This is a genomic window from Ralstonia sp. GX3-BWBA (assembly GCF_003290055.1).
GTDB lineage: Bacteria > Pseudomonadota > Gammaproteobacteria > Burkholderiales > Burkholderiaceae > Ralstonia > Ralstonia holmesii.
In genome coordinates this window covers 201,380-225,974 of sequence record NZ_QMKS01000024.1, presented here as the reverse complement: position 1 = coordinate 225,974, position 24,595 = coordinate 201,380, and the positions used below count along the sequence as shown (strand labels likewise).

The following is a 24,595-nucleotide window of genomic DNA, read 5'->3' as shown; positions in this document are numbered from 1 at the left end:
CGAGCGCAAGGCGGCTTTCTTTAAGCGCTGCGCCTTGCCGCCTGGCCGGCCAACGTCAGAAGCTGCGGGTCACGCGCAGTGTCAGGGTGCGGCCCGGCTGAACCGGGATGAAGTTCCCGGACTGTGCGTTGCCGTACGCCCGGATATTGAAGAGATTGCGGGCGAAGAGGTCGACGCTCCAGGATTTCTGGTGCCAGAAGAGACTGGTGTCGACGCGCACAAAGCCGGGCATGCGAAACGGAGTGTCGCCGTAGCATGGGGCGCCGCGTTGCCCCGTGATGCCAATCCCGGCGCCTGCGCCTTTCAATTGACCCGCCTGCATGGTGTACGTCGTCCAAAGCGCCCCGCTCAGGAATGGCGCCTGCGGCAGGAACCCCGTGGTCAGCGCGCCGGATACGCGAGACAGTGCCACCCACAGCGAAGTGTCCAAGCCCTTCGTTACTGCCCCTTGCATCGAGACTTCCAGCCCTTCGCTGCTCTGGTGCGCGATTTGTGTGTCGTAGCCGGCGGGCGCCACATCCACCAGCCTTACGTGGTGCGCATCGATGCGATACAGCGCCGCCTGCATCGTCAGCGCGCGGTTGGCATCTGCCCAGCGCAGGCCGGTTTCCAGCTGGCGACTCCGCTCAGGCAACAAGGCTTCGCACGGGTCGAAGTAGCCGGTGTTGAGACGGAAACCGCGCGAGTAATCGGCAAACCATGCGGTATGCGGCGTCAGCTTGTAGAGCACGCCCAGCGACGGTGTCCAGGCCGAGCCCTGAAGTTGCGCGCGCGGCAGTTTGGCGATGTAGTCATTCACGTACAGGGCGCCGGACAGCTCCCAACGCGCGCCAATGGCAATCTGGTCGCGCGCGCGAAACACCGACTGCCGCACCGATTGCGAGACCTGAATGCCCGGCACGAACGTGGCCGGCGGCAGTTGAACAGGTGCAAACGGATTCTGCGGCATCAGAAAAGGCGTCGCCGCAAAGACCATGTCCTGCCGCTCCTGAAACTCATCCCAGCCGAATGTGAGCACGTGCTGGAATGGCCCATGTGCGAACCTGCCCGTGAGCTCGTTCGAGATGGCCCACGAGGTGTCGTTGCTGCGATCGCCAAAGTTCAGCGTTGACGTAGGCGCCGTGTTGTTGACCACGAGCGCCGTATGCCAAAGCGCAGATTGTTCGGTGAGCGCTTCGTACGTGCCACGTGAGTGCAAGGACCAATCGTCCGTGAGGTTGCGCGAGACCTTGTAATAGGCGCGGCTCGCGCGGGACTGCACGTTGTCGTCGGCATTACCTAGCGGGCTTTGCATGGCCAGTCGAACAGGCGCGCCATTCAATGCAAACGTAGCGGGCGGCATGGGCTGGCGGCTGGTGACGGATTCCAGTCCGACTGTGACTTCCGTAGCAGCATCGTGCCAGCCGAGCGCTGCAAGCCCGTAGCTCTTGTGCCGACCGGCATATCCCGAATCACTGTTGGCCGTCGTGTCCTGCAACGCCACCGCCCGGTAAGACAGGTCGGTCGATCCGATCGGGCCGGCCAGATCCACCACGGCTTTGCGCTCGGCGTGCGAGCCGATTTCCACTGCCACCGTTCGTTGTGGCGCTACCGTGGGTGCCCTGAGATTGGCATTGATGCCGCCCACGGCGGTCGGGGCGCCCCCGATGTCAGCATGCGTTCCCTTGATCACCGAAACATCCTCTACCGCCTCGATGGGTCGCACCGCAGCCATCTTGTCGGGCTGGCCATCGACGAATATCTGCCCTGTCATGAAACCCCGCGTGGCGTACCGTGGGGGGGCCGAGGGGTCGAGCGACACCGACGAGACACCAGCAAGCGCCAGGGCATCCGCCATCGACGGGGCATTCTGGCTGGTAAGCAAGTCTCTTGTGAGGGTGCTGACGGCGTGAGGCACGCTCGTGATGGGCGTCTCGACATGCGTGACGGAGCCTGTTGTGAAGACGGCAAAGTCGCTGCCTGTCCGCGCGCGTACTTCGGCCGGGGGCAGGGTCCCGATGTCGCGCGGCTCGTCAGGCGCGCGCACGATGGTCAACGTGTTGTCGGGCAGTGTGGTCAGTTGCAGACCGCTGTCTTTGAGGGCCTGCTCCGCCGCCTGCTGGGCCGACATGGCGCCGCGAACCGGACCGGCCAACAGGTCTTTGGCAAGACCGGAGGGGAACGACATGGGCTGTCCGCTCACTTGGGCGATTTCCATCAACACGCGCTCCAAGGGCGCCCGCTCGATAGAAAAATCCCATGTGCCCAGCGGGGCAGCGTGGGCGTACTGCGCAGCGAACAGCGCTGCAAGACCAAACAGTCGTACCCGGTGCAATGTGGGGCCCGTGCGCGGCAGGCAAGCCTGCGCCGCAGCGCATGCAATGGCATTAGACGACCGCATGGTGGTGATGCACGCGGCGCAGCGGCACTTCGAGCACATCCTGACGAGCGATCAGGCGGCGGGGTCTGCGGTCACCCTGGCGTGCGGGGCTCCGTCTCCATAGCGGGTCCGGAAAACACAGCGCCGCCGCTTACAGTGCAGCGTAGCGTGAGCCCCTGCGCACATCTCTCTTGTTAGGCGAATTCCCCTTTTGTGCTGCCCCTTCATCACGCAAGTCCCCCCGACTTTTTTTTGGTGGTACGGCGCATGACGGCGTGCAGGAACCATGCCATGTGGAGCTTTGGTGGGCAAGGACGCGCTTTGCCGCCACGCCTGACAGGATGCGTCGTCAAGCTTCCATGGAGGGGCAGGTTTGATGAGGTTTTTTCAAGATGTTTTCTGGCTGTACGTCCGAGGTTCTGGACTTGCGGTGAACATTGTTGAGCTTTCTGGTGGGGAGTGAGCGCGCTCAGGAGAGGCCGAATGTTTTCCTCAGGCTCGAGTCAACGGGGCCTGCCGGCATGAACCGGCGCAGCTTGCTCAGAAGAGATGCCTCGCCTTTGGGCGTGCGGCGCATCTTCCATGCTCCCAGTGCAGCATCGACGATGGTGCTTGCCACCCCATCGGGGTCCGGCGCCTTCTGGACACTCTTTTGAATCGCTTGGGAAGCGATGCCGCGCTCCGCGTCGTAGGCGGAGACCTTGGAAACCGCTTGAGGTGCGTTGGCATCCAGGCTGGTTCTGGTGAATGACGGCTCGACAAGCACCACACGGATTCCGAACTTGCGCACCTCATGATCCAAGGTCTCGGACATTCCTTCCACCGCGTGCTTGGATGCCGAATACAGGCCCATGTAAGGCGCTGGCAGAAAGCCGAGCACCGAGCTGATGTTGACGATGCGCCCCGAGCGTTGCGCGCGCATGTGCGGCAGTACGGCTTGCGTGGTGCGCAAGATGCCGAACACGTTGGTGTCGAACAGCGTCTGGGCTTCGGCCACCGACGTTTCTTCTGTCGCGCCGAGCAGGGCCACGCCGGCGCTGTTGACCAGCACATCAATACGCTTGGTCTGCGCGATGATCGTCTCGATTCCGCGCTGGACAGAGGTTTCATCACGGATATCCATCTGGACCAGTTCAACACCCGCGATCGGTTGAGTGCGAGCGATGTTGCGCACGGTGCCGAATACGCGGCACCCGCGCAGAGCAAACTTCGCGGCGGTGGCACGGCCGATGCCTGAGGACACGCCGGTAATCACAACGACTTTGGAATTCGACATGGCAATTTCTTTCTGTATGGGTAAATGGGATCTGCGGTAAATCGGGTTTTTGTCAGCGGTTTATTTGCTGGCGACGGCGGTCGGGATATCGGGCTGCCAGCCGCCGCCCAGCGCTTTGAATGCCGCCACAGCGGCACGCGCGGATTCCGTTTGGGCCTGGGCGCGTGCGTCCGATGCACGCAACAGGCTCTCGTCTGCCTGCAGCACTTCGATCAGGCTGACGACGCCTTTTTGGTACGCCGCAAATGAAGCATTCCGTGCGCGGCTCAGCGAATCCACACCTTGCGCGAGCACCGTGGCTTGCTCCTCGCGCTTGACCAGAGCGGAGAACGCGTCCTCCACATCTTCCGTGGCGCGCAGCACGGCGAGCCGGTACGCAGCGAGCATCTCCGCCTCCTGCCCCTTGGCTTGATCGATCTGCGCGTTGATGCGGCCGAAGTCGAACAGGCGCCAGCGCAAGCCCAGCACGCCGGAAAATTGGCTGGCGCCGCTGCCGAACAGGCTTCCAGCACCCACCGATGTGGCACTGCCCAGCAGGCCGCTGAGCGAGAACTTCGGGTAGTACTCCGCGATGGCGACGCCGATGCGCGCGTTGGAAGCCGCCAGGCGGCGCTCGGCGACGATGAGGTCGGGGCGGCGCCTGAGCAAATCGCCGGGCGATCCGCTGATGGCAATCTGCGGTGCGGCGGGGATGTCACCGTCTTGTGCAAGCTCGTCCCGGTGCGTGCCCGGTAACGAGCCGAGCATCACGTCCAGCGCGTTCATCGCTGCATCCAGACCTGCTTCAAGCTGCGGAATGGAGGCGCGAACCTGCGCCAGTGCGCCTTCCGCCTGCCTGACTTGAAGCTCCGCCGCCAGCCCCTTGCCGTAAAGCAGGTTGATGGTGGCGAGCAATTCCGCTTGCGTTTGCACTTGGTGGCGCGCCACGTTCAGGCGCGCTTGCAACCCGCGGATGGTGATGTAGATATCGGCAGTCTGCGCAGCCACGGCCAGCCGTGTGGCGACGGCGCCAGCTTGGGAGGCTTGGTAGTCCGCCAGCGCAGCCTCGCGGCCACGGCGCAGGCCGCCAAATACGTCCAGCTCCCAACTGGCGTTCACGTCAGCCTCGAACGCGTTGCCGTAGCGGTCAAAGCCGGGCCTCGAGTTCAACACGCGGCCTAACGGGGTTTCGACAGACTGGTATGCACGCGCAGCCTGGCCCGTGACATTGCCGGACGGCAGCAGTGCTGCATTGGCGGCCCCTAAGCCGGCACGGGCCTGCGTGACCCGTGCGAACGCCTGGGCGAGGTCGAGGTTCTGTTCCAGTGCAAGCCGCACCCATTTGGTGAGTTGCGGATCGCCAAAAGCTGCCCACCACGTCGGTAGATCGGGCGCCGCGTTGGCGGTGCGCTGCTCCACGGCTGTCTGACCAAGGAACCGGTCGGGAAACGGTGCATCAGGCTTCACATAGTCCGGGCCGACCGCGCATCCGGCGCTCAGGCTTGCGAGGAGGAGGGCCGCAGAGGCGTGTTTTGGCAACATGACGGGGTCCATCGAAATTTTTAGTGACTATAGTACAAATTGGTCACAAGTTGTTCAACTATCGCGAGTCACGTAAGCTGGAGCCCATGAAGACCCCTTCCTATCCCGTCTCCGCCCGCGGCCCGGCGGACCACGACGTGCGAGACCAGATCGTCGCCGCCGCCACCGAGCACTTCAGCCGCTACGGCTATGAGAAGACCGCCGTGTCCGATCTGGCCAAGGCCATTGGTTTTTCCAAGGCCTACATCTACAAGTTCTTCGAGTCCAAGCAGGCCATTGGCGAGATGATCTGCGCCAACTGCCTGCGCGAAATCGAGGCCGATGTGAATGCCGCCCTGGCGGAGGCGGACTCCCCGCCGGAAAAGCTGCGCCGCATGTTCAAAGCCTTGACGGAGGCCAGCCTCCGGTTGTTTTCCCACGATCGCAAGCTCTACGAGATCGCCGCCTCGGCAGCGACTGAACGCTGGCAAGCGGTGATCGCCTATGAAGGCCGTATCCAGAAGTTGCTGCGCGATGTGCTGCTGGAGGGCCGGGAGACCGGAGACTTCGAGCGCAAGACACCATTGGACGAGGCCACCGCGGCCATCTACCTGGTCATGCGCCCGTACATGAATCCGTTGCTTCTGCAATACAGCTTTGACTACACGGACACGGCGCCCGGACTGCTTTCCAGCCTCGTACTCCGAAGTCTTTCCCCCTGATGCGCAGATTTTTTCGTTGTGACCATTGACTAAATTGGTCACAAGAACAAGAATGAAAGCCTAGATCATCCTGTCGATGGGGCTTTCATGCTTTCGCGTCGCTTTATTACGTCTTCCGTTGTTCTTGCGTTGCCGCTTGCGCTGAGCGCTTGCGGCGAAAAAGCCCCCGCTGACCCACGCACCCAGGCGCCTCTGGTGCGCGCCGCGTTTGTTCGGCCTGTGGCGTCTGCATCGCGCTCCTTCACAGGCGTCGTGGCTGCCAGGGTGCAGAGCGACCTCGGGTTCCGCGTGCCCGGCAAGGTGCTGGAGCGGCTGGTGGACGCAGGGCAAACCGTCAAGCGCGGGCAGCCGCTCATGCGCATCGATCCTGCGGATCTGAAGCTCGCCGCCCATGCGCAGCAAGAAGCCGTGACCGCCGCCCGGGCACGCGCGCAACAGACGGCGGAAGACGAAGCGCGCTACCGCGACTTGCGCGGCACGGGCGCAATTTCCGCCTCCGCTTACGACCAGGCCAAGGCCGCCGCGGATGCTGCAAAAGCGCAATTGAGCGCGGCTGAAGCTCAGGCCGATGTAGCCCGCAACGCCAGCCGCTATGCAGAACTCGTTGCCGATGGCGACGGCGTGGTCATGGAAACGCTGGCCGAGCCCGGCCAAGTGGTGAATGCCGGGCAGGTGGTTGTGCGCTTGGCGCATGCCGGGCGCCGTGAAGCGGTGGTCCAGTTGCCGGAAACGTTGCGGCCGGCAATCGGCTCGGTCGCACAGGCCACGTTGTTCGGCAAGGAAAGCGATGGAACACCCGCCAAGCTCCGACTGTTGTCGGATGCTGCCGATCGGCTCACCCGCACGTATGAAGCGCGCTATGTGTTGGATGGCGAACTGGCCAATGCGCCGCTTGGCGCGACCGTCACGATCCAGATTCCCGATCGATTGGCCACCGCGCAAGGCGATCTGCAGGTGCCGCTGGGCGCTGTGTTCGATGCCGGCAAGGGCCCCGGCGTGTGGGTCATCCAGGGCGACCCTGCCAAGGTGTCGTGGCGCTCCATCACCATCGTGCGTCTTGGTGACGAAGGGGCAAGCATTGCCGGCCAGATCAAACAAGGCGAGCGGATCGTCGCGTTAGGCGCACAACTGCTGCGTGAGGGCCAGCAAGTCCGCGTGGCCGGGCAGGGCACCGGCACCGCCATCGCGGGAGTGCGACTGTGAGCCCGGGCCGCTTCAACCTATCGGCGCTTGCTGTGCGCGAGCGTGCGGTCACGCTGTTCCTCATCTGCCTGATCTCGCTGGCAGGGCTCATTTCCTTCTTCAAGCTGGGCCGCGCGGAAGACCCGGCGTTTACGGTCAAGGTGATGAATATCGTCACCGTGTGGCCGGGCGCCACTGCGCAGGAAATGCAGGACCAAGTGGCGGAGAAGATCGAAAAGCGCATGCAGGAGCTGCGCTGGTACGACCGCACCGAAACGTACACGCGCCCGGGCCTGGCGTTCACCACGTTGACCTTGCTCGACACCACGCCGCCGTCGGAGGTGCAGGAAGAGTTTTATCAAGCACGAAAAAAGGTTGGCGACGAGGTGGGCAACCTGCCGTCTGGCGTGATCGGGCCGATCGTCAATGACGAATATTCGGACGTGACCTTCGCGCTGTTTGCACTCAAGGCACAAGGCGAGCCGCAACGTGCGCTCGTGCGCGATGCCGAGACGCTGCGCCAGCGTTTGCTGCACGTGCCCGGCGTGAAGAAGGTCAACATCATCGGCGAACAGTCCGAGCGCATCTACGTCGAGTTTTCACATGACCGGCTGGCGACGCTGGGTGTGAGCCCGCAAGACGTGTTTGCCGCGCTCAACAGCCAGAATGCGTTGACGGCCGCCGGCTCGGTGGAAACGAAAGGGCCGCAGGTGTTCATCCGCCTGGATGGCGCGTTCGATGAACTGCAGAAGATTCGCGATACGCCGGTGGTGTCGCAGGGCCGCACGTTAAAGCTCTCGGACATCGCCACCGTCAAGCGCGGTTATGAAGACCCCGCCACGTTCATGGTGCGCAATGGTGGGCAGCCCGCCTTGCTGCTGGGCATCGTCATGCGCGACGGATGGAACGGGCTCGATCTGGGCAAGGCACTCGACAAGGAAGTCGGCGCCATCAATGCGGACATGCCAGTCGGCATGAGCCTGACCAAGGTGACGGACCAGGCGGTGAACATCGCCGCGGCCGTTGACGAGTTCATGCTGAAGTTCTTTGCGGCATTGCTGGTCGTGATGCTGGTGAGTTTTATCAGCATGGGCTGGCGCGCCGGCCTCGTCGTGGCCGCAGCCGTGCCGCTGACACTCGCCGTGGTGTTTGTGGTGATGGCCGCGACAGGCAAGAACTTCGATCGCATCACCCTTGGGTCTTTGATTCTGGCGCTGGGCTTGTTGGTGGACGACGCCATCATCGCCATTGAAATGATGGTGGTGAAAATGGAGGAGGGCTACAGCCGCGTGGCCGCTTCGGCCTATGCGTGGAGCCACACCGCCGCGCCCATGCTGTCGGGCACGCTGGTCACGGCCGTCGGCTTCATGCCTAACGGCTTTGCACGATCCACCGCAGGTGAATACACGAGCAACATGTTCTGGATCGTCGGCATTGCGTTGATTGCATCCTGGGTGGTTGCGGTCGTGTTCACGCCTTACCTGGGTGTAAAGATGCTGCCCGACTTCAAGAAGGTCGAAGGTGGCCATGCTGCGATTTACGACACGCCGCGCTACAACCGCTTCCGTGCGCTGCTCGGGCGCGTGATTGCACGCAAATGGCTGGTGGCGGGTGCGGTGGTGGGCCTTTTCGCGCTGGCCATTGCGGGCATGGCGGTGGTCAAGAAGCAGTTCTTCCCGATTTCGGATCGGCCTGAAGTGCTGGTCGAGGTGCAGATGCCCTATGGCACATCGATCAACCAGACCGACGCGGCGACCGCAAAAATCGAAAGCTGGCTAGCCAAACAGAAGGAAGCCAAGATCGTGACCGCCTACATCGGCCAGGGGGCGCCGCGCTTCTATCTGGCAATGGGGCCGGAATTGCCGGATCCGTCGTTCGCAAAAATTGTGATCCGCACCGATAGCCAGGAAGAGCGTGACACGCTGAAGCAGCGTCTGCGTCAGGCCGTTGCGGATGGCCTCGCTCCCGAGGCGCGCGTGCGTGTGACGCAGCTCGTGTTCGGTCCGTATTCACCGTTCCCGGTGGCCTACCGCGTGACCGGTCCGGATGCGGAGACACTGCGCCGCATCGCGGCCGATGTGCGGCAGGTCATGGACGCCAGCCCGATGATGCGCACGGTCAATACGGACTGGGGCATGCGTGTACCTACGCTGCACTTCACCCTGCAGCAAGACCGTCTCCAGGCCGTGGGCCTGACGTCCAGTGCCGTCGCGCAGCAACTGCAATTCCTGCTCAACGGCGTTCCGGTGACGGCGGTGCGCGAGGACAACATCACTGAATGGTTCGTGCTGAGCCTTTGGAGGGGCTCAGCAGCTAATGGGAAAACGAGAGCAAAGCTCTAGCCAACGCAAGGTTAGCGCCGTAGGCAGCTTCGCCCGCTCGCGCAAGGTTGGCACGGGTTTGCGGGGGCAGGGGAAGGTAACTTTGTCGGCGAAGTGCCTTCTGCCGAGGCCGTCAGACACCCTAACTTTGGCGTTCCACGCCAGGGAAACGAACTTTGTCGCAGGGAACATAACTTTTGTCCGTTCCCACCGCGCGCTGTCAGGGCGGCTCCTGTGGTATTGACGAAATGTCAGTAATTGACGTATCGTCAATACCCATGAAGTCCGTTGAAGAAAACCGCCTTTTGCTGCGCGAAGGCCGCAAGATCGTCGAGGCGCTGGGCAAGACGCTGGCGCCGCTGGTGGAAGTCGTCCTGCACGACCTGACCGATCCCGATCATTCCGTCGTCGCCATCGCCAACAACTTGTCCGGCCGCCAGGTGGGCGACGCCGTGACCGAGCTGGGACTCGCGCGCCTGGCCGATCCGGACTTCCCGGAAGTCATCGAGAACTACGCCAACCGGTTTCCCGACGGGCGCCCGGCGAAGAGCACATCGATCGGGTTGAAGAACAGCCGTGGCGACTACGTGGCCGCCATCTGCCTGAACATGGACGTCTCCATGCTGAACGCGGTGACAACCGGCCTCACGCAACTGATGCGCGTTGACGTGGCTGCGCCGCCGGTGCCCGAGTCTCTGGCACCGCGCCGCGTTGAAGAAGTGCGTGGCGCACTCGAACGCTTTGCCGCTGCGCGCAACACCACGCCCATGGCCATGACGCTCGACCAGCGCCGCGAAGCCATGCGTGAACTCGCTGCCAGCGGCCTGCTGAACTTGCGCCGCGCACTGACCGAAGTCGCCCAGACGCTCGGCGTGGCGCGCTCCACCGTCTACACCTACCTTCCCGAGAACCTCGCATGAGCCTGCCCATTTCCTACGACGACGTTGTTGCCGCCCACGCGCGCTTGCAAGGCGTTGCCCACAAGACGCCCGTGCTGACGTCAGCAACCGCCAATGCCATGACCGGCGCCGAGCTGTTCTTCAAGGCCGAGAGCTTCCAGCGCATGGGTGCGTTCAAGTTTCGCGGCGCGTACAACGCGCTGTCGCAATTCACGCCGGAGCAGCGCAAGGCGGGCGTCATCACGTTTTCGTCTGGCAACCACGCGCAGGCGATTGCACTGTCGGCCAGGCTGCTGGGCATGCGCGCTGTCATCGTCATGCCCAAGGACGCGCCTGTCGTGAAGGTGGAAGCCACGCGCGGCTACGGCGGTGAGGTGGTCTTCTTCGACCGCTACACCGAAGACCGTGAAGCCATCGGCCGCAAGCTGGCGGAAGAGCACGGTCTCACGCTGATCCCTCCGTACGACCATCCGCACGTGATGGCCGGGCAGGGCACCGCGGCCAAGGAACTGATCGAAGAGGTCGGCCCGCTGGATGTGCTGCTGGCCCCGCTGGGCGGTGGCGGCCTGCTCTCCGGCTGTGCCACGGCGGCGCGCACGCTGAACCCCGCGTGCAAGATCTTCGGTGTGGAACCGGAAGCCGGCAACGACGGCCAGCAGAGCTTTCGCAAGGGCGAGATCGTCCATATCGATACGCCCAAGACGTTGGCCGATGGCGCGCAGACGCAGCACCTGGGTAACTACACGTTTGCCGTGATTCGCGAACTGGTCGACGACATCGTGACCGTAAGCGATGCGGAACTGGTGAGCGCCATGCAATTCTTCGCGTCGCGCATGAAGGCGGTGGTTGAGCCCACCGGCTGCCTCGCCGCCGCAGCCGCACTCACCGGCAAGGTCGATGTGCGTGGCAAGCGTGTCGGCGTGATTCTCTCGGGCGGCAATGTCGATTTGCAGCACTTCGCCAAGCTGGTGCTGGAGGCGGCATGAGCAGCCACGGCCAAGCCGCCCCCAGCGGCGCTCGCTACGTCAACGCGCCGGATTTGCGTCCGCCGGCGGGGCACTATTCGCACGCAGTCTGCGCCAATGGCTTCGTGTTTGTGGCTGGGCAGATTCCGGTTACGCCGGCGGGCGAAAAGCTCGTCGATGCACCATTCGAGACGCAGGTGCGCCAAGTGCTGTCCAACCTTGACGCCGTGCTTGCCGCGGCCGGCACCGACCGCTCGCGCCTGGTGCAGGTGCGCGTGTACGTGACCGACATGGAAACGCATTGGCCGGCGTTCGATGCGCTGTATCGCGCGTGGATCGGCGAACTGCGGCCCGCACGCGCCGTGGTGCCCGTGCCCACGCTGCATTACGGTCTGGCAGTTGAAATCGAGGCGACGGCACTGGCGGTGTGATGCAAACGCTTGTCGTTGATGTGCGTCAGGCAGGCAGGGTTCGCGCGAGTTGATCTCCGCCCGTTTGCCCGCCATTGTTGCAGAATGGCCGGTATGCCTGCCGGGGCATATGCCTATGCCCGGCCCAGACGCACAGATCCATCGTCCCTCATGACCCAACCAAAAACGCGCCAGCTTACCCAGGAAGACGTGCCGGTCGGCCAGCCGCTGCCGTTTCCGCTGGCCGATAGCGTAGGCCACTTGCTGCTGCCCGCTGGTGCCGTGGTGCCGGATGCCGAAGACGTGCGCCTGCTGTTTCATCATGGTCCTGTGCTGGCGTTGGACGAAAGCAGTGACATTGCACCCTCCGCAGCCGCAGCACCGGCCGAAACGAAGCCCCGCCTCGGGTCGACGGGCCTAAGCGTGGGCAACGTCCTGCAAGTGCAGGAAAAATCTGCTCCGTTGCGCGGGCTGCTGCCGTGTCGCCTGATCGGCTACATCGAAGGCGAGGCGGTGTTCGTCACGCAGCCGGCTGACGGTAAGCGCACGCTGCGCCCGGAGGTACGGGACATCCTCTTGCTGCGCGGGTTCTCGGGCCGCGCGGTCGTCACGATGATGTGCAGCGTGGTATCGGTGGGGCAGTTCCCCTCGCCGTATCTGGTGCTGTCTGCGCCGATCAAGATGCAGAAGATGCCGCTGCGCCGTGCCAAGCGTGTGCAGGTACGGATCGGTGCCCGCTTGCGCCCCGAAGGGCAGGCGGCGTCAGCGGCAGATCGCGTGGCGGTGATCCGCGATATCTGCCTGAATGGCGCGCTTGTGCAAAGCGCCAGCGCGGCGTTTCAGGCCGGCGACCGGCTGATTCTCGATTTCAGTGCTTACGTCGATGGGCAGTTGGAGTCGTTTTCGCTGACGGGCCGCGTGGCGAGCGGGTCGCCTGCCCTGGGGGCGCCTGCTTCTGCGTTTCCGTCATTTGGCATGGAGTTTTCGCTGTCGAAGGAGCAGACAGCGCAACTGTCGCATCTGATCATCGATCGGCTGGACGAAAACGCGTGAGCGCCTAGCCCGCCAGCATCGTCTCCAGCAGCCACGCGCCTGCCTGCCCAAGCGTGCGATTGCGTGACCATACCGCGTCGACTGGCACGAGGCGGGGCCAGCCGCGGGCACGCACTTCATGCAACCGGTCTGCCGCTAAGTGATCCACCAGCCAGCGCGGCAACTCCGTCCAGCCGAAGCCCAGCACCGCCATTTCAAGCAGCATCAGATAGCTCGGCGCAGACCATCGGCGAGCGCTGCGCACGGGCACTGCGTCGGCACGCGGCCCAGCCCTGTCGACGAAGGTGTTCAGCCGCAGTTCGCGTGCCTCGCGCAGGATTGCGTGCGGCACTTCCTCGTCGCCATATCGGGCGAGCGGGTGCTGCAGCCCGACGAACAGTCCGATCTCCGATTGCTCTGCAATGGTTGCCCACCCGACGTCGGCCGGATAGGCCGCCTGCGCGGCCACCAGCCCGATCTGGGCGCGGCCCAACTGGATGATGTCGACCACGTCTTCGTGTTCGGCGATCAGGCATTCGAGTTCGAGGTCGGGGTAGCGCTGCTCAAGCGTGGCGAGCGTTTGTTCATAGCGGTCGGACTGGTAAGTGTCTGACACCACGAGCGTCAGGCGCGCTTCCAGACCGCCAGCCATCTGCGCGGCCAGGCGGTCCATCTGCGCGCTGGCGTCAAGCACGCGACGCACTTGCGTGAACATGGCACTGCCCGCCTCGGTCAGCGTCGGCTGACGCGTGCTGCGGTCGAATAGCGTCAGGCCAAGATCGATCTCCAGGTTGGCGATTGCCTCGCTGATGGTGGATTGCCGCTTGCCCAGTTTGCGGGCCGCCGCCGAGAACGAACCCAGCGTGGCGGCTTCGGCAAAGGCGAGCAGGGCTTCCGGGGAGTGGCGCATCGGAACCTAAGAGTGGGGAGTTCCTATCAATGTATCGGAAAAACCGATAGTAGGAAACTGGCTAAAGCGGCTTGCACCGATGAAAATGACGTCTGCTTTTGGAGGTAATCGCAATGCAAGTCTCATACAAAACGCCAGCCGAGCGTCTCGTACATGCGCTGTCGTTCGAACTGATTGCCATGCTCATCTGTGCGCCCCTGTTTAGTTGGCTGATGGATTTGCCGTTGGCTGAAATGGGTGTCATGACCCTCATGTTTGCCGCGGTGGCGATGGTTTGGAACATGGTATTCAACGCCATCTTCGAACGCGTGGAGCGTCGCTACCGGCTTTCGCGCACCGTGATCCTGCGGGTGGTGCATGCCTGTCTGTTCGAAGGCGGGCTGGTTTTGATGCTGGTGCCGCTGGCCGCCTGGTGGCTGGACGTGGGCCTGTGGGAAGCCTTTGTGCTCGACGTCGGCATCATGCTGCTGTTCCTGCCGTACACGTTCTTCTTCAACTTCGCGTACGACCATCTGCGTGCACGCTGGATGTCGCGCCGTGTGCTGGCCTGATGCAAAGACGGGTCTAGGGCAAAAGGGGCAGTGCGGGAGGTCATGCGCTTCCTATAATGAAGTCCCCTTCAAGACGGGCGCCGCGGTCGCAAGCCGCGGCGCCCGTATTCCTTCATGCTGCGTCTTTCTGTCTCGTCACCTCATGCCTTGGCAACCGTGCTGCGCCAGTGCTACGTAGCAGCCTGCGGTGGCGATGCCGTGGGCGTGATGAACGTGCTGCGCGATGCGTGCGGCGCAGACCATGCTGCGGCCATGATCCGGTGGCGCGTCGATGGAAGGTGGCATTGGGCGGCATCGCGTGGCGCATGCTCGGCCGATGTGCTGCTGCATGCTGTGCGTGGTGATCGCGTTCACGCCTGGCAGGTAGCCGATGCCGAAGTGCGCGGCGCGGTGTGGCTCGATTACCGCAAGGCAGGCGTGCCGCAACCCATGCAGCAGGGCGCGGCGCCACAAGCCCTGCTGCCGCACTTTGCGCAAGCCCTGCCGTTGTGCTGGCAACGCGTTGCGGCACGCACCGGTATCTCGCCTGCGCAGCCGGCCAGCCTGTGGCTGACCGATGCATTCCACCTGACGCGCCGCGAAGCCGATGTGGCAGATTTGCTGGCAAGCGGCTCCGACCCTGCCTGTATTGCGCGTACGCTGGGTATTTCACTCGACACGGTGCGCACGCACCTCAAGCACGTCTATCGCAAGACCAACACGCACAGCCAGTGCGATGTGGTGCGGCTGATGCTGGCGCTGTCGGCGCGTCGGTAGCGGCGGTCGCGTTTTGATCAGGCAGCGGCCATCTTTGGTGGCGCCACGGCTGGGGTGCCGTCCTGGAAAAGGGTTTGCAGTTGCGCCCGCAACTCGGGCGAATCGGTGTGCTTGTGCACGGAAACGGCATGCTGCACAGCCGCCTCCAGCAATTCGGCATCGCTGTCGGCGCTGATGGCGACCGAGCAGTTGGTCTCGCTGGGGAAGGCGCGGCAATCGATGTAGCGGCGGCCCATGGCGTGCTCCTCGAATGACAAATGACGACGGCGCGACGCGGTGAACCACCGGTCGTGCGTCTCTTCGTTATAGGGTTGCCAAGGAAGCCCGTCGTCCCCCGTATGGGGTAGCGGCACCGACCTCTGAGAGCGGTGCGTCAGTCGAGGAAGACGTATTGCGCCAGGTACGGGCTGCGGCCTTCCTGGCCTTCTTCCGTGCAGGGCTGTGCGGGTGCGATGCCGCCGTGGGTCTGCAGCCGCTGCACGTAGCGCACACTGCTCAACAGGCCCACGCCGCCCACCTTGGTAGCTTGCAACAGCAGCAGCGGAATGGCACCGGCTTCTGAGGTGTTGGACACCTGCTGCAAGACTTTCCCTGTGATCTTGCTGCCGTCGGAGGCTTCCCAGCTGGGGCCTGCTCCGTGTTTGACGACGAGCTTGCCGCTGGCATCGTAGAGCTCCGCCAGCGGTGCCTTGAAGGCCCACGCCAGAGGCTTGTCGCCGTCCCGCTTGCAAACGTAGATCTGCACCCCCGTGGCCGATAGCGTGGCGACGACGTGGTGTGCATCGGCTGGCTGGAGCGCGGCGGGCGCACTTTGCGCCATGACTGTCTGCGCGCTGCTCATTGCCAGTGCGAGCAGAAGGGCAGCTGCGGTGCAGTGGCGAAACGTTCGAGGCAGGCTGGTCATGGTCTTCCTTGTATAAGTGGTGTGCTTGTTCACGGAGCCAGCTTCGCCCCACGTTCCTTCAACAACTCGCGCAGTACCGAGCGGTGGCAATGCGCTTCATCCTCGCAATAGCAGCCGATCGACAGATGGGTCTGGTGCGAGAGCGCAGCCAGCATGTCGAGCAATCGTGCCGCATCACCGTCGCGCATTTCGGTGCGGAAGTGGCGCACGAAGGTTTGCCAGCCCTTCTCATCGTGCGCACTCTGTGCGGCCTGTGCCTGCTTGACGAGTTCGGGCGTGGGCGAGAGCAGCGGCATCCACACGTCGTAGAAATCTCGGCTGGCGAATTCTTCCTTGGGCACGCCGCGCGGCGGGCGCCGCACGGTGCCGATGCGCAAGCCTTCATCGGGGTGACGCGGCTCGCCGAGCCGGACGATGCGTAGTGCCATGGAATGCCTCCGTGCGGATGCTGCGTGCTGCTCGTTGTGCTCAGGCGTTTCGCGTTACGAACCCTGCCGGTTCTGCACCGTCGGGAAGAAGACATCCTTCCACGACGCGGGCTTGTTCTTGAGCGTGCCCACGCGCTGCATGAACTCAGCATAGTGGGCGACGCCCACCGGCGTGGTCGTGAAGCGCGAATCCGGATCGTCCAGAATCTTCTTCACTTCTTCCGGCGAACTCTTCACTTTCGACTGCGCAATGTAGATCTGCGCGGCTTTGGTCTTGTCTTTGGCGATGAGGGCGTTGGCTTCATCCAGCGCGGCCACGAATGCCGCCGATAGCTTCGGGTTGGCCTCGTAAAACTTCTTGCTGGTGTAAGTCATGTCCAGCGTGATGTTGCCCAGTACGTCGACCGTGTTGAACACGCGGTGCAGGCCGGGCGCCGCGGCCTCGGTGTACGAGAACGGCGGCGAAGCCATGTGGCTGTTGATCTGGCTGCCGCCGGCCAGCATGACAGCGGTGGCGTCGGGGTGCGGCAGCGGCACGGTGATCGGGTCAAGCTTGTTGAACTGCTTGTCGCCGAAGGTCTTGGCAGCAGCCATTTGCAGCACCACGGCCGGCAGCGAGGTCTTGATGCCGGGCACGGCAATGCGGTCCTTGTCGGAGAAATCTGCCAGCGTCTTCACGTTCGGGTTGCGCGTCATCAGATACATCGATGACGAACTGAGCGACGACAGCCCGCGCACTTCCATCGCGCTGCCGCGCGTCTTGTCCCACAGCGTGAGGAAGCCCGGCACACCCAGCGAGGCGATGTCGAGCGCGCCCGAGAGCATGGCGTCGTTGATGACGTTGCCACCATCAAGGATGCGGTAGTTGACCTTCACGTCACCCAGGCCGGCGGCCTTGGCCTGCTTCTCCAGCAGGTGTTCGCTGGCCATCACCATGATGGGCAGGTAGAGGATGCCGTAGCCGTGGGAGATGCGGACTTCGTTGGCTTCGGCATGTGCGGTGCTGATGGTGCCGCCTAGGAGCGATGCGGCCAGCGTGGCGGCCATGGTGAAACGGAGGATGTTGCGGCGGGGCTGCTGCATTTGTTGTCTCCTTGTTGTTTGTATGGCTGGGTGTTGGTGGTGCATCTGGGGTTTCGTCCCCTGCCGGGGCCGACTTACTTTCTTTGTCTTGCCAAAGAAAGGTAAGCAAAGAAAGGCGCGCCCGAGATGGCGACTTCCCCTTGAATTTATGTCGCAGGGAGGGAAGGGAGGCAAACTCGCTGCGCTCAGACAGGCCTCCCTTCTTTTTCCTCCCTGCAACAGAAATTCAAGGCGCCATCTAGGGCAGGGTACGGCCAAACCGTTGGTGTGCTTGGGTCGGCGTGAGTTTGTCTCGCTTAGTTCTGCATGCCCCAGCGTTTGACGGTGCGGGCTTCCAGCGTGCGGAACACCAGGTTCTCCACGAGCAGGCCGATGATGATGACGGTCAGCAGGCCGGCGAACACTTCGGGAATCTGCAGTTGGTTCTTGTTCTCGTAGATGTACCAGCCGAGGCCGCCTTGGCCGGAACTCACGCCAAACACGAGTTCCGATGCTATCAACGTGCGCCATGCGAAGGCCCAGCCGATCTTCAGGCCCGTGAGGATGGACGGGAACGCGGCCGGGATCAGGATCTTGGTCAGATACCCCATGCCCGAGAGCCCGTAGTTGCGGCCCACCATGCGCAGCGTGTTCGATACCGACAGGAAGCCGGCATGCGTGTTGAGCGATACCGCCCACACCACGGAATGCACGATCACGAAGATCAGGCTGCCGTTGCCCAGGCCAAACCACACGAGCGCGATTGGCAGCAGGGCGATGGCCGGCAGCGGGTTGAACATGGCGGTGAGCGTTTCCAGAAAGTCTTGCCCGAGCCGGTTGCTGATACCCAGAACCACCAATGCACACGACAGCGCCAGGCCCAGCGCATAGCCCGACAGCAGCGTTTGCATCGACGTGCCGATGCGAGCAAACAGCGTGCCGCTGGCCAGCCCTGCCCACAGCGCCTGCACGGTGTCGGAGAAGGTCGGCATCAGCAGCGGGTTGTCGAGCCAGCGTGCACCGCCTTCCCACACGAGTGCCAGCACGACGAGGATCACGAGCTTGCGCAGCCACGCCTGCTCGTACAGGCGCTCAGCAATGGAGAGCGGTTTTTCCACCACGCCGATGCGCTCGAACGCCACGGGCGTGCTGTAGACGGGGGCGCGATTGCTGATGTCGGTGGTGGCCGGCATGGAAAGGGTTTCAGTCTGCATGGGTTTCCTCTACCGTGCGGGCGAACAGCATGTCGTGAATCTCGGCTTCTAGCGCTTTGAAGCGCTCAGGATCGTCATCGTCGCGCGCCAGGCTCGGCAGTTCGGCACGCACCTGGCCGGGATGCGGCGAGAGAATCAGGATGCGGCTGCCGCAGCGGATCGCCTCTGGAATCGAGTGCGTGACGAACAGCACGGTGAAGCGCGTTTCATCCCACAGCTGCAACAGCTCGTCCTGCATCTTGCGGCGCGTGAGCGCATCGAGCGCGGCGAAGGGCTCGTCCATCAGCAGCACGTCGGGTTCCATCGCCATGCCGCGCGCGATGGCTACGCGTTGCTTCATCCCGCCCGACAGCATGTGCGGGTGGTGGTCGGCAAACTTGGTGAGATTGACCTTGTTGATGTAGTGCAGGGCGCGTTCTTCGGCTTCACGCGGGCCCAGCTTGCCCGTGGAGAGCAGCGGGAACAGCACGTTCTCTTTCACCGTCTTCCATGGCAGAAGCTGGTCGAACTCCTGGAACACCATCATGCGATCCGGGCCAGGCTTGGTCACTGGCTGGCCCTTCAGGCGGATCTCGCCTTCGGTGGGCGTGAGGTAGCCGCCGATAGCCTTGAGCAATGTCGATTTACCGCAGCCCGACGGGCCCAGCAGGATGTAGCGCTCGCCGGGATAGACCTGAAAGTCGACGCGGTAGGTGGCCGTCACCAGATGCTGGCGTGTCTTGTACTGCAGCGTGACGCCGCGCACATCCAGCAGCGGTGGGGCCGTCGATGAGTTGGCCTGCATGATGTTGTCTCCTGTGTGTGTTTTTTTTCGGTATGGATTGCAGCGTCTCGGGCGCTACCGGATATCCACGTGGTACCGGAAGTGCGCCGCCGCGCCGCGCGAGCGCCGCCATTCAAGCGGCACCCGGTCGTAGCCGCGCGCAACGCGTTCGATGACCATCACCGGATCGCCGGGCTGGATGCGCAGGAGCCGCGCATACGTTGCATTGACGGCCTCGGCGGTGAGCGTTTCTTCGGCGCTGGCGATGATCTGGCCGCAGTGGGATTCGTACAGCGGATACAGCAGGTCGCCAAACGCGTCGAGTTCCAGCGTGGCGAGCGGCGCAAAACGGTCGTACGGCAACCAGATTTCTTCGGCGAGCATTGGCGCGCCATCCAGCAGGCGCAGCCGGGTCAGGCGAATGACGGGGGAGCCGGTCTCAATCTGCAGACCCGCAGCCGGTGCAGAAGGCGCATCGAGCACGTCGCGCTTGAGAATGCGGCTTTCGGGAATGCGTCGCTCGCCGCTTTCACTCTGGAAGCGGAAGAAGCGGAACAAGGAGCTGGCAAAACTGGCGCGCCGCACGAAGGTGCCGCGGCCCTGGAAGCGTTCGAGCAGCCCTTCGGCCACCAATACGTCTACGGCTTTACGGACTGTGCCGACCGCCACGTTGTACGTCTTGGCAAGCTCGGCTTCGGTCGGGATGGCGTCGCCCGGGCGCCAGTGCTGTTGGGCGATCTGCGCGGCCAGATCGTCGCGCAATTGCTGATAGCGGGGTAGGCGGAGATCGGCGGGCATGGATATCGAAAGTGGTCAACTATTCATCTATATGACTCGTCATTGTAGGGAGCTTGAAGGCGGGGGGCATTACAGGAAAACCCGCAGGGCCCGGTCGGATGATCGACACGGGCCCTGCGGGTTTTGGGAGGACTGCTGGGTTATGGATTCACGCGATTAACGCGTCGCGCGAGCCGAAGCCGGCAGCGGTTCGGTCTGTTGTGCCTTCGGACGGCGCAGCAGCCGCAGCGCATACCAAGCCAGCACAAGCGCACCGATGGCGAACACGATGTCACCCGGCACACGCAGCCAGACCAGCGTTTCCATCACTTTCGAGTGGACCACTTCCGGCGAGCGGGCGTACCACATGCCCTTGGTGACGCTGGCCCAGGCCTGGTAGATACCGGCCGGCAACAGCGACATGAACACCATCATTGCCAGGCCGATGTTCAGGCCCCAGAACGCGGGCTTGAGCAGGCGATCGGCATGCAGGCTGCGCGCATACAGGCCGCGCAGGCAGAACAGCATCAGGCCGATACCGAGCATGCCGTACACCCCGAACAGCGCAGCGTGCCCGTGGGCGGCCGTCATGTTCAGACCCTGCACGTAGTACAGCGAAGCGGGCGGGTTGATGGCGAAGCCGAGCAGGCCGGCACCGACGGTGTTCCAGAAGCCCACGGCCACGAAGCACAGCACGGGCCACTTGTAGGCGTTGAGCCACGGCGTGCCTTGCGTGCGGCGATAGTTCTGCAGCGCTTCGAGCCCGATCAGCGAAAGCGGCACCACTTCCAGCGCAGAGAACACTGCGCCCACCGAGATGATCGAGGTCGGCGTCCCCGTGAAGTACAAGTGATGCAGCGTGCCCAGAATGCCGCCGAACAGGAACACGATCGTTTCAGCCACGATGGCGCGGTTGGCGCTGCTGGCGCGAATCAGGCCCAGGCGCGTGAAGATGAGCGCGATGACGGCGGTGGCGAACACTTCAAAGAAGCCCTCGACCCACAGGTGGACGAGCCACCAGCGCCAGTACTCGATCATCGAATAGTGCGTGTGTTGACCCCACACCAGCGACGTCGAATAGAAGCCGCCGATACACGTGGCCGACAGGAACACCATGGCGATCAGCCCGCGCGATTCCGACGGCGTCTTCAATGCCGGCCACAGCGCGCGGCCGAGCAGCACCACCCAGAACAGCAGGCCGATGAACAACAGGATCTGCCACACGCGGCCCATGCTGGTGTATTCCAGCCCCTGGTTGCCGACCCAGAAGCCGAAGTCCGCACCGCGATGTTGCAGCGTGCCAAGCCAGCCGGTGGCGATGGAGCCCACCACGATAAAGATCAGCGCCCAGAACAGCACATCAACGCCCAGCTTCTGGAACTTCGGTTCACGCCCCGACAGCAGCGGCGCAATGTACAGGCCCGTGGCCAGCCACGCCGTGGCAATCCACAGCACGCCCAGTTGCGTGTGCACCGTGCGGCTGATCACGTACGGCAGCACCTGCGCCAGGGGAATCCCGAAGAACGATTCACCTTCCACCGCATAGTGCGCGGTGATGGCGCCCATGCCGATCTGCACCAGCATCAGGCCGATCACGGCAAAGAAGTACTTGCGCGTGGCCTTCATCGAGGGCGTGGCGACCACGTTGAGGAACGGATCGGCCGGCAGCGGCGCAGCTTCCTCTTCGTGCTTGCTGCTGCCGTGCAGCCACAGCATGGCGGCAATACCGCCCAGCAGCAGCACGATGCTGACCATCGACCACATGGCGGCACCGCCGGTCATGGTGTTGCCCACGAGCGGTTCATGCGGCCAGTTGCTCGTGTACGAGATGTCGGTCTCGCCCGGGCGGTCGGCAGCGGCGGCCCACGACGTCCAGAAGAAGAACGCCGCCAGGGCTTCGCGATCGGCCGCCTCCGGCAGCACACCGGTGGCCATGGCGTATTGATCACGCAACGTTGCCAGCGACGGATCGGTGCCGAACAGGGCCTCGAAGTGTTGCGCCACACCGCGGATTGCCTCTGCGCGCTCGCGCGACACGGTCAGGATGTCGTGATTTGCGTCGTACGTATTGCGGCGCATTTCTTCCTTCACGCTGGCGTCGACGGCGGCTTGCTGCACGGTCGTCAACGGCGCATCGGTATCGAACTGCTGATGCGCGCGGATGGCTTGCAGCGCCGTGGCTTCACGGTGAAGCCAATCGGCAGACCAGTCAGGCGCAACGTAGCTGCCGTGGCCCCAGACGGTGCCAAGCTGCTGGCCGCCGGCTGCCAGCCAGGCTTCTTGGCCGCGCTGGATTTGTTCGCCGGTAAAGAGCACCTCGCCCACAGAGGTGACAACAGCATGCGGAATCGGCGGCGCTGCCAGATAGATCTGCCGGCCCAGATAGCCCAATGCTCCGAACGACAGGATGAAGATCAGGCCTAGCCACCGCCACAGCCTTTGGTTGTTTTTCATGACAAGGTTCCTTGCAGGATGCGATCGGAAATTCAGGCGCCACCACCGCAGCCACCACAGCAGTGGCCGGCGCTGGCGGCAGATGCCACCTTGGTGATGGCAACGCGCCACGTAGCGGGGCCGCGCTCAAGGTAGTCCCAGGAAAACTGGCCCGGGCGCTCGACTTGAAACTGCGACTGCAGCGGGCGCGGATCGTGATCGTTGATCAGCTCCAGGCTCTGGCCGATGCCGAGTTCCCCGAAGGCGGAGAAGATCAGCGGATGGCGCTCGCGCGGCGCCAGCACACGGAGGTCGAGCTGGATGGTGGAGGCGGACTGTGTCATGGGGATTCCCTCTGTGGGTGTCGCATCAAAAAGATGCATTAAGGATGCAACTATATTAGTGAGCGGAATCTCCGGCGTTATTGATGTATATCAGATGCTTGTTTTATGGGTATCTTGATGTGGCAAATCACGCCACGACTGGGCTTGCGTGCCACGCGGTGGGGTGGATGTGCCGGACGGGGTCGGTTTTCGTTTGCGCTGTATCAAAGCCCTAATGGCCGCCGGGGCCTAACGTGGAGCGGACGACACCAGACCGATACACGGGGGAAAAAATGAGCCGTCTTCACACCGTCCGCAGCCTGATGCGCGCGGGCTTGATTTCTGTGGTGCTGGGCGCACTGCTTGCGGGCACCGCGGCCCGCGCCGCCAGCACCAAGTTGCCGGGTGACTTCGGGCCGCCGCGCGGCGAGCCGATCCACGCCGTCCTTACGAGTCCGCCGCTTGTGCCACCGGCGGTCCACCGGAACTATCCAGCCAAGGTCATCGTGGAGCTGGAAGTGGTCGAGAAGGAAATGCAGATCTCCGAAGGCGTCAGCTACACCTTCTGGACGTTCGGCGGCACCGTTCCCGGCAGCTTCATCCGCGTGCGGCAGGGCGACACGGTGGAGTTCCACCTCAAGAACCACCCGAGCAGCAAGATGCCGCACAACATTGACCTGCACGGCGTGACCGGGCCGGGCGGCGGCGCAGCATCGAGCTTTACCGCACCGGGCCATGAATCGCAATTCACCTTCAAGGCGCTCAACGAGGGCATCTACGTCTACCACTGCGCCACGGCGCCGGTGGGCATGCATATCGCCAATGGCATGTACGGCCTGATCCTGGTCGAGCCGCCCGAAGGCCTGCCCAAGGTTGATCACGAGTACTACGTCATGCAGGGCGATTTCTACACGGCCGGCAAGTACCGCGAGAAGGGCCTGCAGCCGTTCGACATGGAAAAGGCCATCGACGAACGCCCGAGCTACGTGCTGTTCAACGGTGCCGAAGGTGCGCTCACCGGTGACAAGGCGCTGCACGCCAAGGTAGGTGAAACGGTGCGCATCTTCGTTGGCAACGGCGGGCCCAATCTGGTCTCAAGCTTCCACGTAATTGGCGCCATCTTCGACCAGGTGCGCTACGAGGGCGGCACCAACGTGCAGAAGAACGTGCAGACCACGTTGATCCCGGCGGGTGGCGCGGCGGTTGTGAAGTTCACCGCGCGCGTGCCTGGCAGCTATGTGCTGGTCGACCACTCGATCTTCCGTGCCTTCAACAAGGGCGCCATGGCGATCCTCAAGGTGGATGGCCCGGAGAACAAGCTCGTCTATTCCGGCAAGGAACTGGATTCGGTGTACTTGGGCGATCGTGCCGCACCGAACATGAGCGCCGTCACCAAGGCGACCGAGGCTTCGGTGAGCGGTACCCTGACCGTGCAGGATCAGGTGCAGGCCGGCCGCGCGCTGTTTGCGGGTACTTGCTCGGTGTGCCACCAGGGCAATGGCGCCGGGTTGCCGGGCGTGTTTCCGCCGCTTGCCAAGTCGGATTTCCTGGCGGCAGATCCGAAGCGTGCCATGAACATCGTGCTGCACGGCCTGAACGGCAAGATCAAGGTCAACGGGCAGGAATACGACTCCGTCATGCCGCCGATGACGCAGCTCAATGACGACGAGGTCGCCAACATCCTGACCTACGTGCTCAACAGCTGGGACAACCCCGGCGGCCGCGTGAGCGCGGACGACGTCAAGAAGGTGCGTGCCCAGCCGGCGCCTGCCAAGGCCGTGGCCGAACATTGACCGGATCTGCACGAC

22 protein-coding genes and 1 pseudogene are annotated in these 24,595 nt (G+C 63.5%); 10 read left to right on the top strand and 13 right to left on the bottom strand.

Annotated elements, in window-relative coordinates; translation table 11 throughout:
- Nucleotides 1-55: 55 nt before the first annotated feature.
- From DOD19_RS23690 to DOD19_RS23680, 3 genes are all read right to left on the bottom strand, one after another.
- Entirely contained in the window at nucleotides 56-2,380 is a 2,325-nt protein-coding gene (locus DOD19_RS23690) for a TonB-dependent receptor (RefSeq protein ID WP_112188952.1), read from the bottom strand.
- A gap of 448 nt (nucleotides 2,381-2,828) precedes the next feature.
- Nucleotides 2,829-3,635, bottom strand: coding sequence for an oxidoreductase (locus tag DOD19_RS23685; RefSeq protein ID WP_112188491.1), 807 nt, complete (start codon nucleotides 3,633-3,635; stop codon nucleotides 2,829-2,831).
- A gap of 60 nt (nucleotides 3,636-3,695) precedes the next feature.
- Nucleotides 3,696-5,156: a TolC family protein gene (locus tag DOD19_RS23680; RefSeq protein WP_112188950.1), complete on the bottom strand. Its 1,461-nt coding sequence runs from the start codon at nucleotides 5,154-5,156 to the stop codon at nucleotides 3,696-3,698.
- Nucleotides 5,157-5,242: 86 nt separating this feature from the next.
- Between DOD19_RS23680 and DOD19_RS23675 the strand changes: the two genes are divergently transcribed.
- From DOD19_RS23675 to DOD19_RS23645, 7 genes and pseudogenes are all read left to right on the top strand, one after another.
- Complete coding sequence (locus DOD19_RS23675; RefSeq protein ID WP_024978350.1) at nucleotides 5,243-5,857, top strand: TetR/AcrR family transcriptional regulator; 615 nt, start codon at nucleotides 5,243-5,245, stop codon at nucleotides 5,855-5,857.
- An 87-nt stretch (nucleotides 5,858-5,944) separates the two neighbouring features.
- Nucleotides 5,945-7,060, top strand: a complete 1,116-nt coding sequence (locus DOD19_RS23670) for an efflux RND transporter periplasmic adaptor subunit (protein WP_112188489.1) — start codon at nucleotides 5,945-5,947, stop codon at nucleotides 7,058-7,060.
- A pseudogene (locus DOD19_RS23665) lies at nucleotides 7,057-9,306 on the top strand (efflux RND transporter permease subunit); the annotation flags it as partial. The gene DOD19_RS23670 and the pseudogene DOD19_RS23665, both read left to right, overlap by 4 nt.
- Nucleotides 9,307-9,638: 332 nt before the next feature.
- Nucleotides 9,639-10,280, top strand: coding sequence for a PAS domain-containing protein (locus DOD19_RS23660; protein ID WP_024978353.1), 642 nt, complete (start codon nucleotides 9,639-9,641; stop codon nucleotides 10,278-10,280).
- Nucleotides 10,277-11,245: a threo-3-hydroxy-L-aspartate ammonia-lyase gene (locus DOD19_RS23655; protein ID WP_112188487.1), complete on the top strand. Its 969-nt coding sequence runs from the start codon at nucleotides 10,277-10,279 to the stop codon at nucleotides 11,243-11,245. The genes DOD19_RS23660 and DOD19_RS23655 overlap by 4 nt, the downstream gene beginning before the upstream one ends.
- Complete coding sequence (locus DOD19_RS23650; protein WP_024978355.1) at nucleotides 11,242-11,655, top strand: RidA family protein; 414 nt, start codon at nucleotides 11,242-11,244, stop codon at nucleotides 11,653-11,655. Before DOD19_RS23655 ends, DOD19_RS23650 begins: the two co-directional genes overlap by 4 nt.
- A gap of 150 nt (nucleotides 11,656-11,805) precedes the next feature.
- A complete protein-coding gene (locus DOD19_RS23645) occupies nucleotides 11,806-12,687 on the top strand; it encodes a flagellar brake protein (protein ID WP_024978356.1) in 882 nt (293 codons plus the stop codon).
- Nucleotides 12,688-12,691: 4 nt separating this feature from the next.
- Here the strand turns inward: DOD19_RS23645 and DOD19_RS23640 are convergent, their stop codons facing one another.
- A complete protein-coding gene (locus DOD19_RS23640; protein WP_112188485.1) occupies nucleotides 12,692-13,576 on the bottom strand; it encodes a LysR family transcriptional regulator in 885 nt (294 codons plus the stop codon).
- Nucleotides 13,577-13,689: 113 nt separating this feature from the next.
- On the opposite strand from DOD19_RS23640, the gene DOD19_RS23635 reads away from it, so the two are divergent.
- Entirely contained in the window at nucleotides 13,690-14,127 is a 438-nt protein-coding gene (locus DOD19_RS23635; protein WP_024978358.1) for a multidrug/biocide efflux PACE transporter, read from the top strand.
- A 114-nt stretch (nucleotides 14,128-14,241) separates the two neighbouring features.
- The gene (locus DOD19_RS23630) at nucleotides 14,242-14,883 is read left to right on the top strand and encodes a helix-turn-helix transcriptional regulator (protein WP_112188483.1); all 642 of its coding nucleotides are present in this window, start codon (nucleotides 14,242-14,244) and stop codon (nucleotides 14,881-14,883) included.
- Between the two features lie 17 nt (nucleotides 14,884-14,900).
- Here the strand turns inward: DOD19_RS23630 and DOD19_RS23625 are convergent, their stop codons facing one another.
- From DOD19_RS23625 to DOD19_RS23580, 9 genes are all read right to left on the bottom strand, one after another.
- Nucleotides 14,901-15,119: a DUF1059 domain-containing protein gene (locus DOD19_RS23625; RefSeq protein ID WP_024978360.1), complete on the bottom strand. Its 219-nt coding sequence runs from the start codon at nucleotides 15,117-15,119 to the stop codon at nucleotides 14,901-14,903.
- Between the two features lie 137 nt (nucleotides 15,120-15,256).
- Nucleotides 15,257-15,703: a DUF3455 domain-containing protein gene (locus tag DOD19_RS23620; RefSeq protein WP_239498090.1), complete on the bottom strand. Its 447-nt coding sequence runs from the start codon at nucleotides 15,701-15,703 to the stop codon at nucleotides 15,257-15,259.
- Between the two features lie 113 nt (nucleotides 15,704-15,816).
- Nucleotides 15,817-16,215, bottom strand: a complete 399-nt coding sequence (locus tag DOD19_RS23615) for a DUF488 family protein (protein ID WP_024978362.1) — start codon at nucleotides 16,213-16,215, stop codon at nucleotides 15,817-15,819.
- Nucleotides 16,216-16,269: 54 nt separating this feature from the next.
- Nucleotides 16,270-17,298: an ABC transporter substrate-binding protein gene (locus DOD19_RS23610; RefSeq protein WP_112188479.1), complete on the bottom strand. Its 1,029-nt coding sequence runs from the start codon at nucleotides 17,296-17,298 to the stop codon at nucleotides 16,270-16,272.
- Between the two features lie 296 nt (nucleotides 17,299-17,594).
- Nucleotides 17,595-18,491 carry an ABC transporter permease gene (locus DOD19_RS23600; protein ID WP_112188477.1) on the bottom strand — a complete coding sequence of 299 codons (897 nt, stop codon included), beginning with the start codon at nucleotides 18,489-18,491 and terminating at the stop codon, nucleotides 17,595-17,597.
- Nucleotides 18,481-19,275 carry an ABC transporter ATP-binding protein gene (locus DOD19_RS23595; protein ID WP_024978365.1) on the bottom strand — a complete coding sequence of 265 codons (795 nt, stop codon included), beginning with the start codon at nucleotides 19,273-19,275 and terminating at the stop codon, nucleotides 18,481-18,483. Before DOD19_RS23595 ends, DOD19_RS23600 begins: the two co-directional genes overlap by 11 nt.
- A 54-nt stretch (nucleotides 19,276-19,329) precedes the next feature.
- A complete protein-coding gene (locus DOD19_RS23590) occupies nucleotides 19,330-20,052 on the bottom strand; it encodes a GntR family transcriptional regulator (protein ID WP_024978366.1) in 723 nt (240 codons plus the stop codon).
- 156 nt (nucleotides 20,053-20,208) lie between these two features.
- Nucleotides 20,209-22,485, bottom strand: coding sequence for a nitric-oxide reductase large subunit (locus DOD19_RS23585; RefSeq protein WP_112188475.1), 2,277 nt, complete (start codon nucleotides 22,483-22,485; stop codon nucleotides 20,209-20,211).
- Nucleotides 22,486-22,517: 32 nt separating this feature from the next.
- Nucleotides 22,518-22,808, bottom strand: coding sequence for a DUF2249 domain-containing protein (locus tag DOD19_RS23580; RefSeq protein ID WP_024978368.1), 291 nt, complete (start codon nucleotides 22,806-22,808; stop codon nucleotides 22,518-22,520).
- A gap of 272 nt (nucleotides 22,809-23,080) precedes the next feature.
- Here DOD19_RS23580 and nirK point away from each other — a divergent pair, with 272 nt between their 5' ends.
- A complete protein-coding gene (gene nirK / locus DOD19_RS23575; protein WP_024978369.1) occupies nucleotides 23,081-24,580 on the top strand; it encodes a copper-containing nitrite reductase in 1,500 nt (499 codons plus the stop codon).
- The last annotated feature ends 15 nt before the right edge of the window (nucleotides 24,581-24,595 follow it).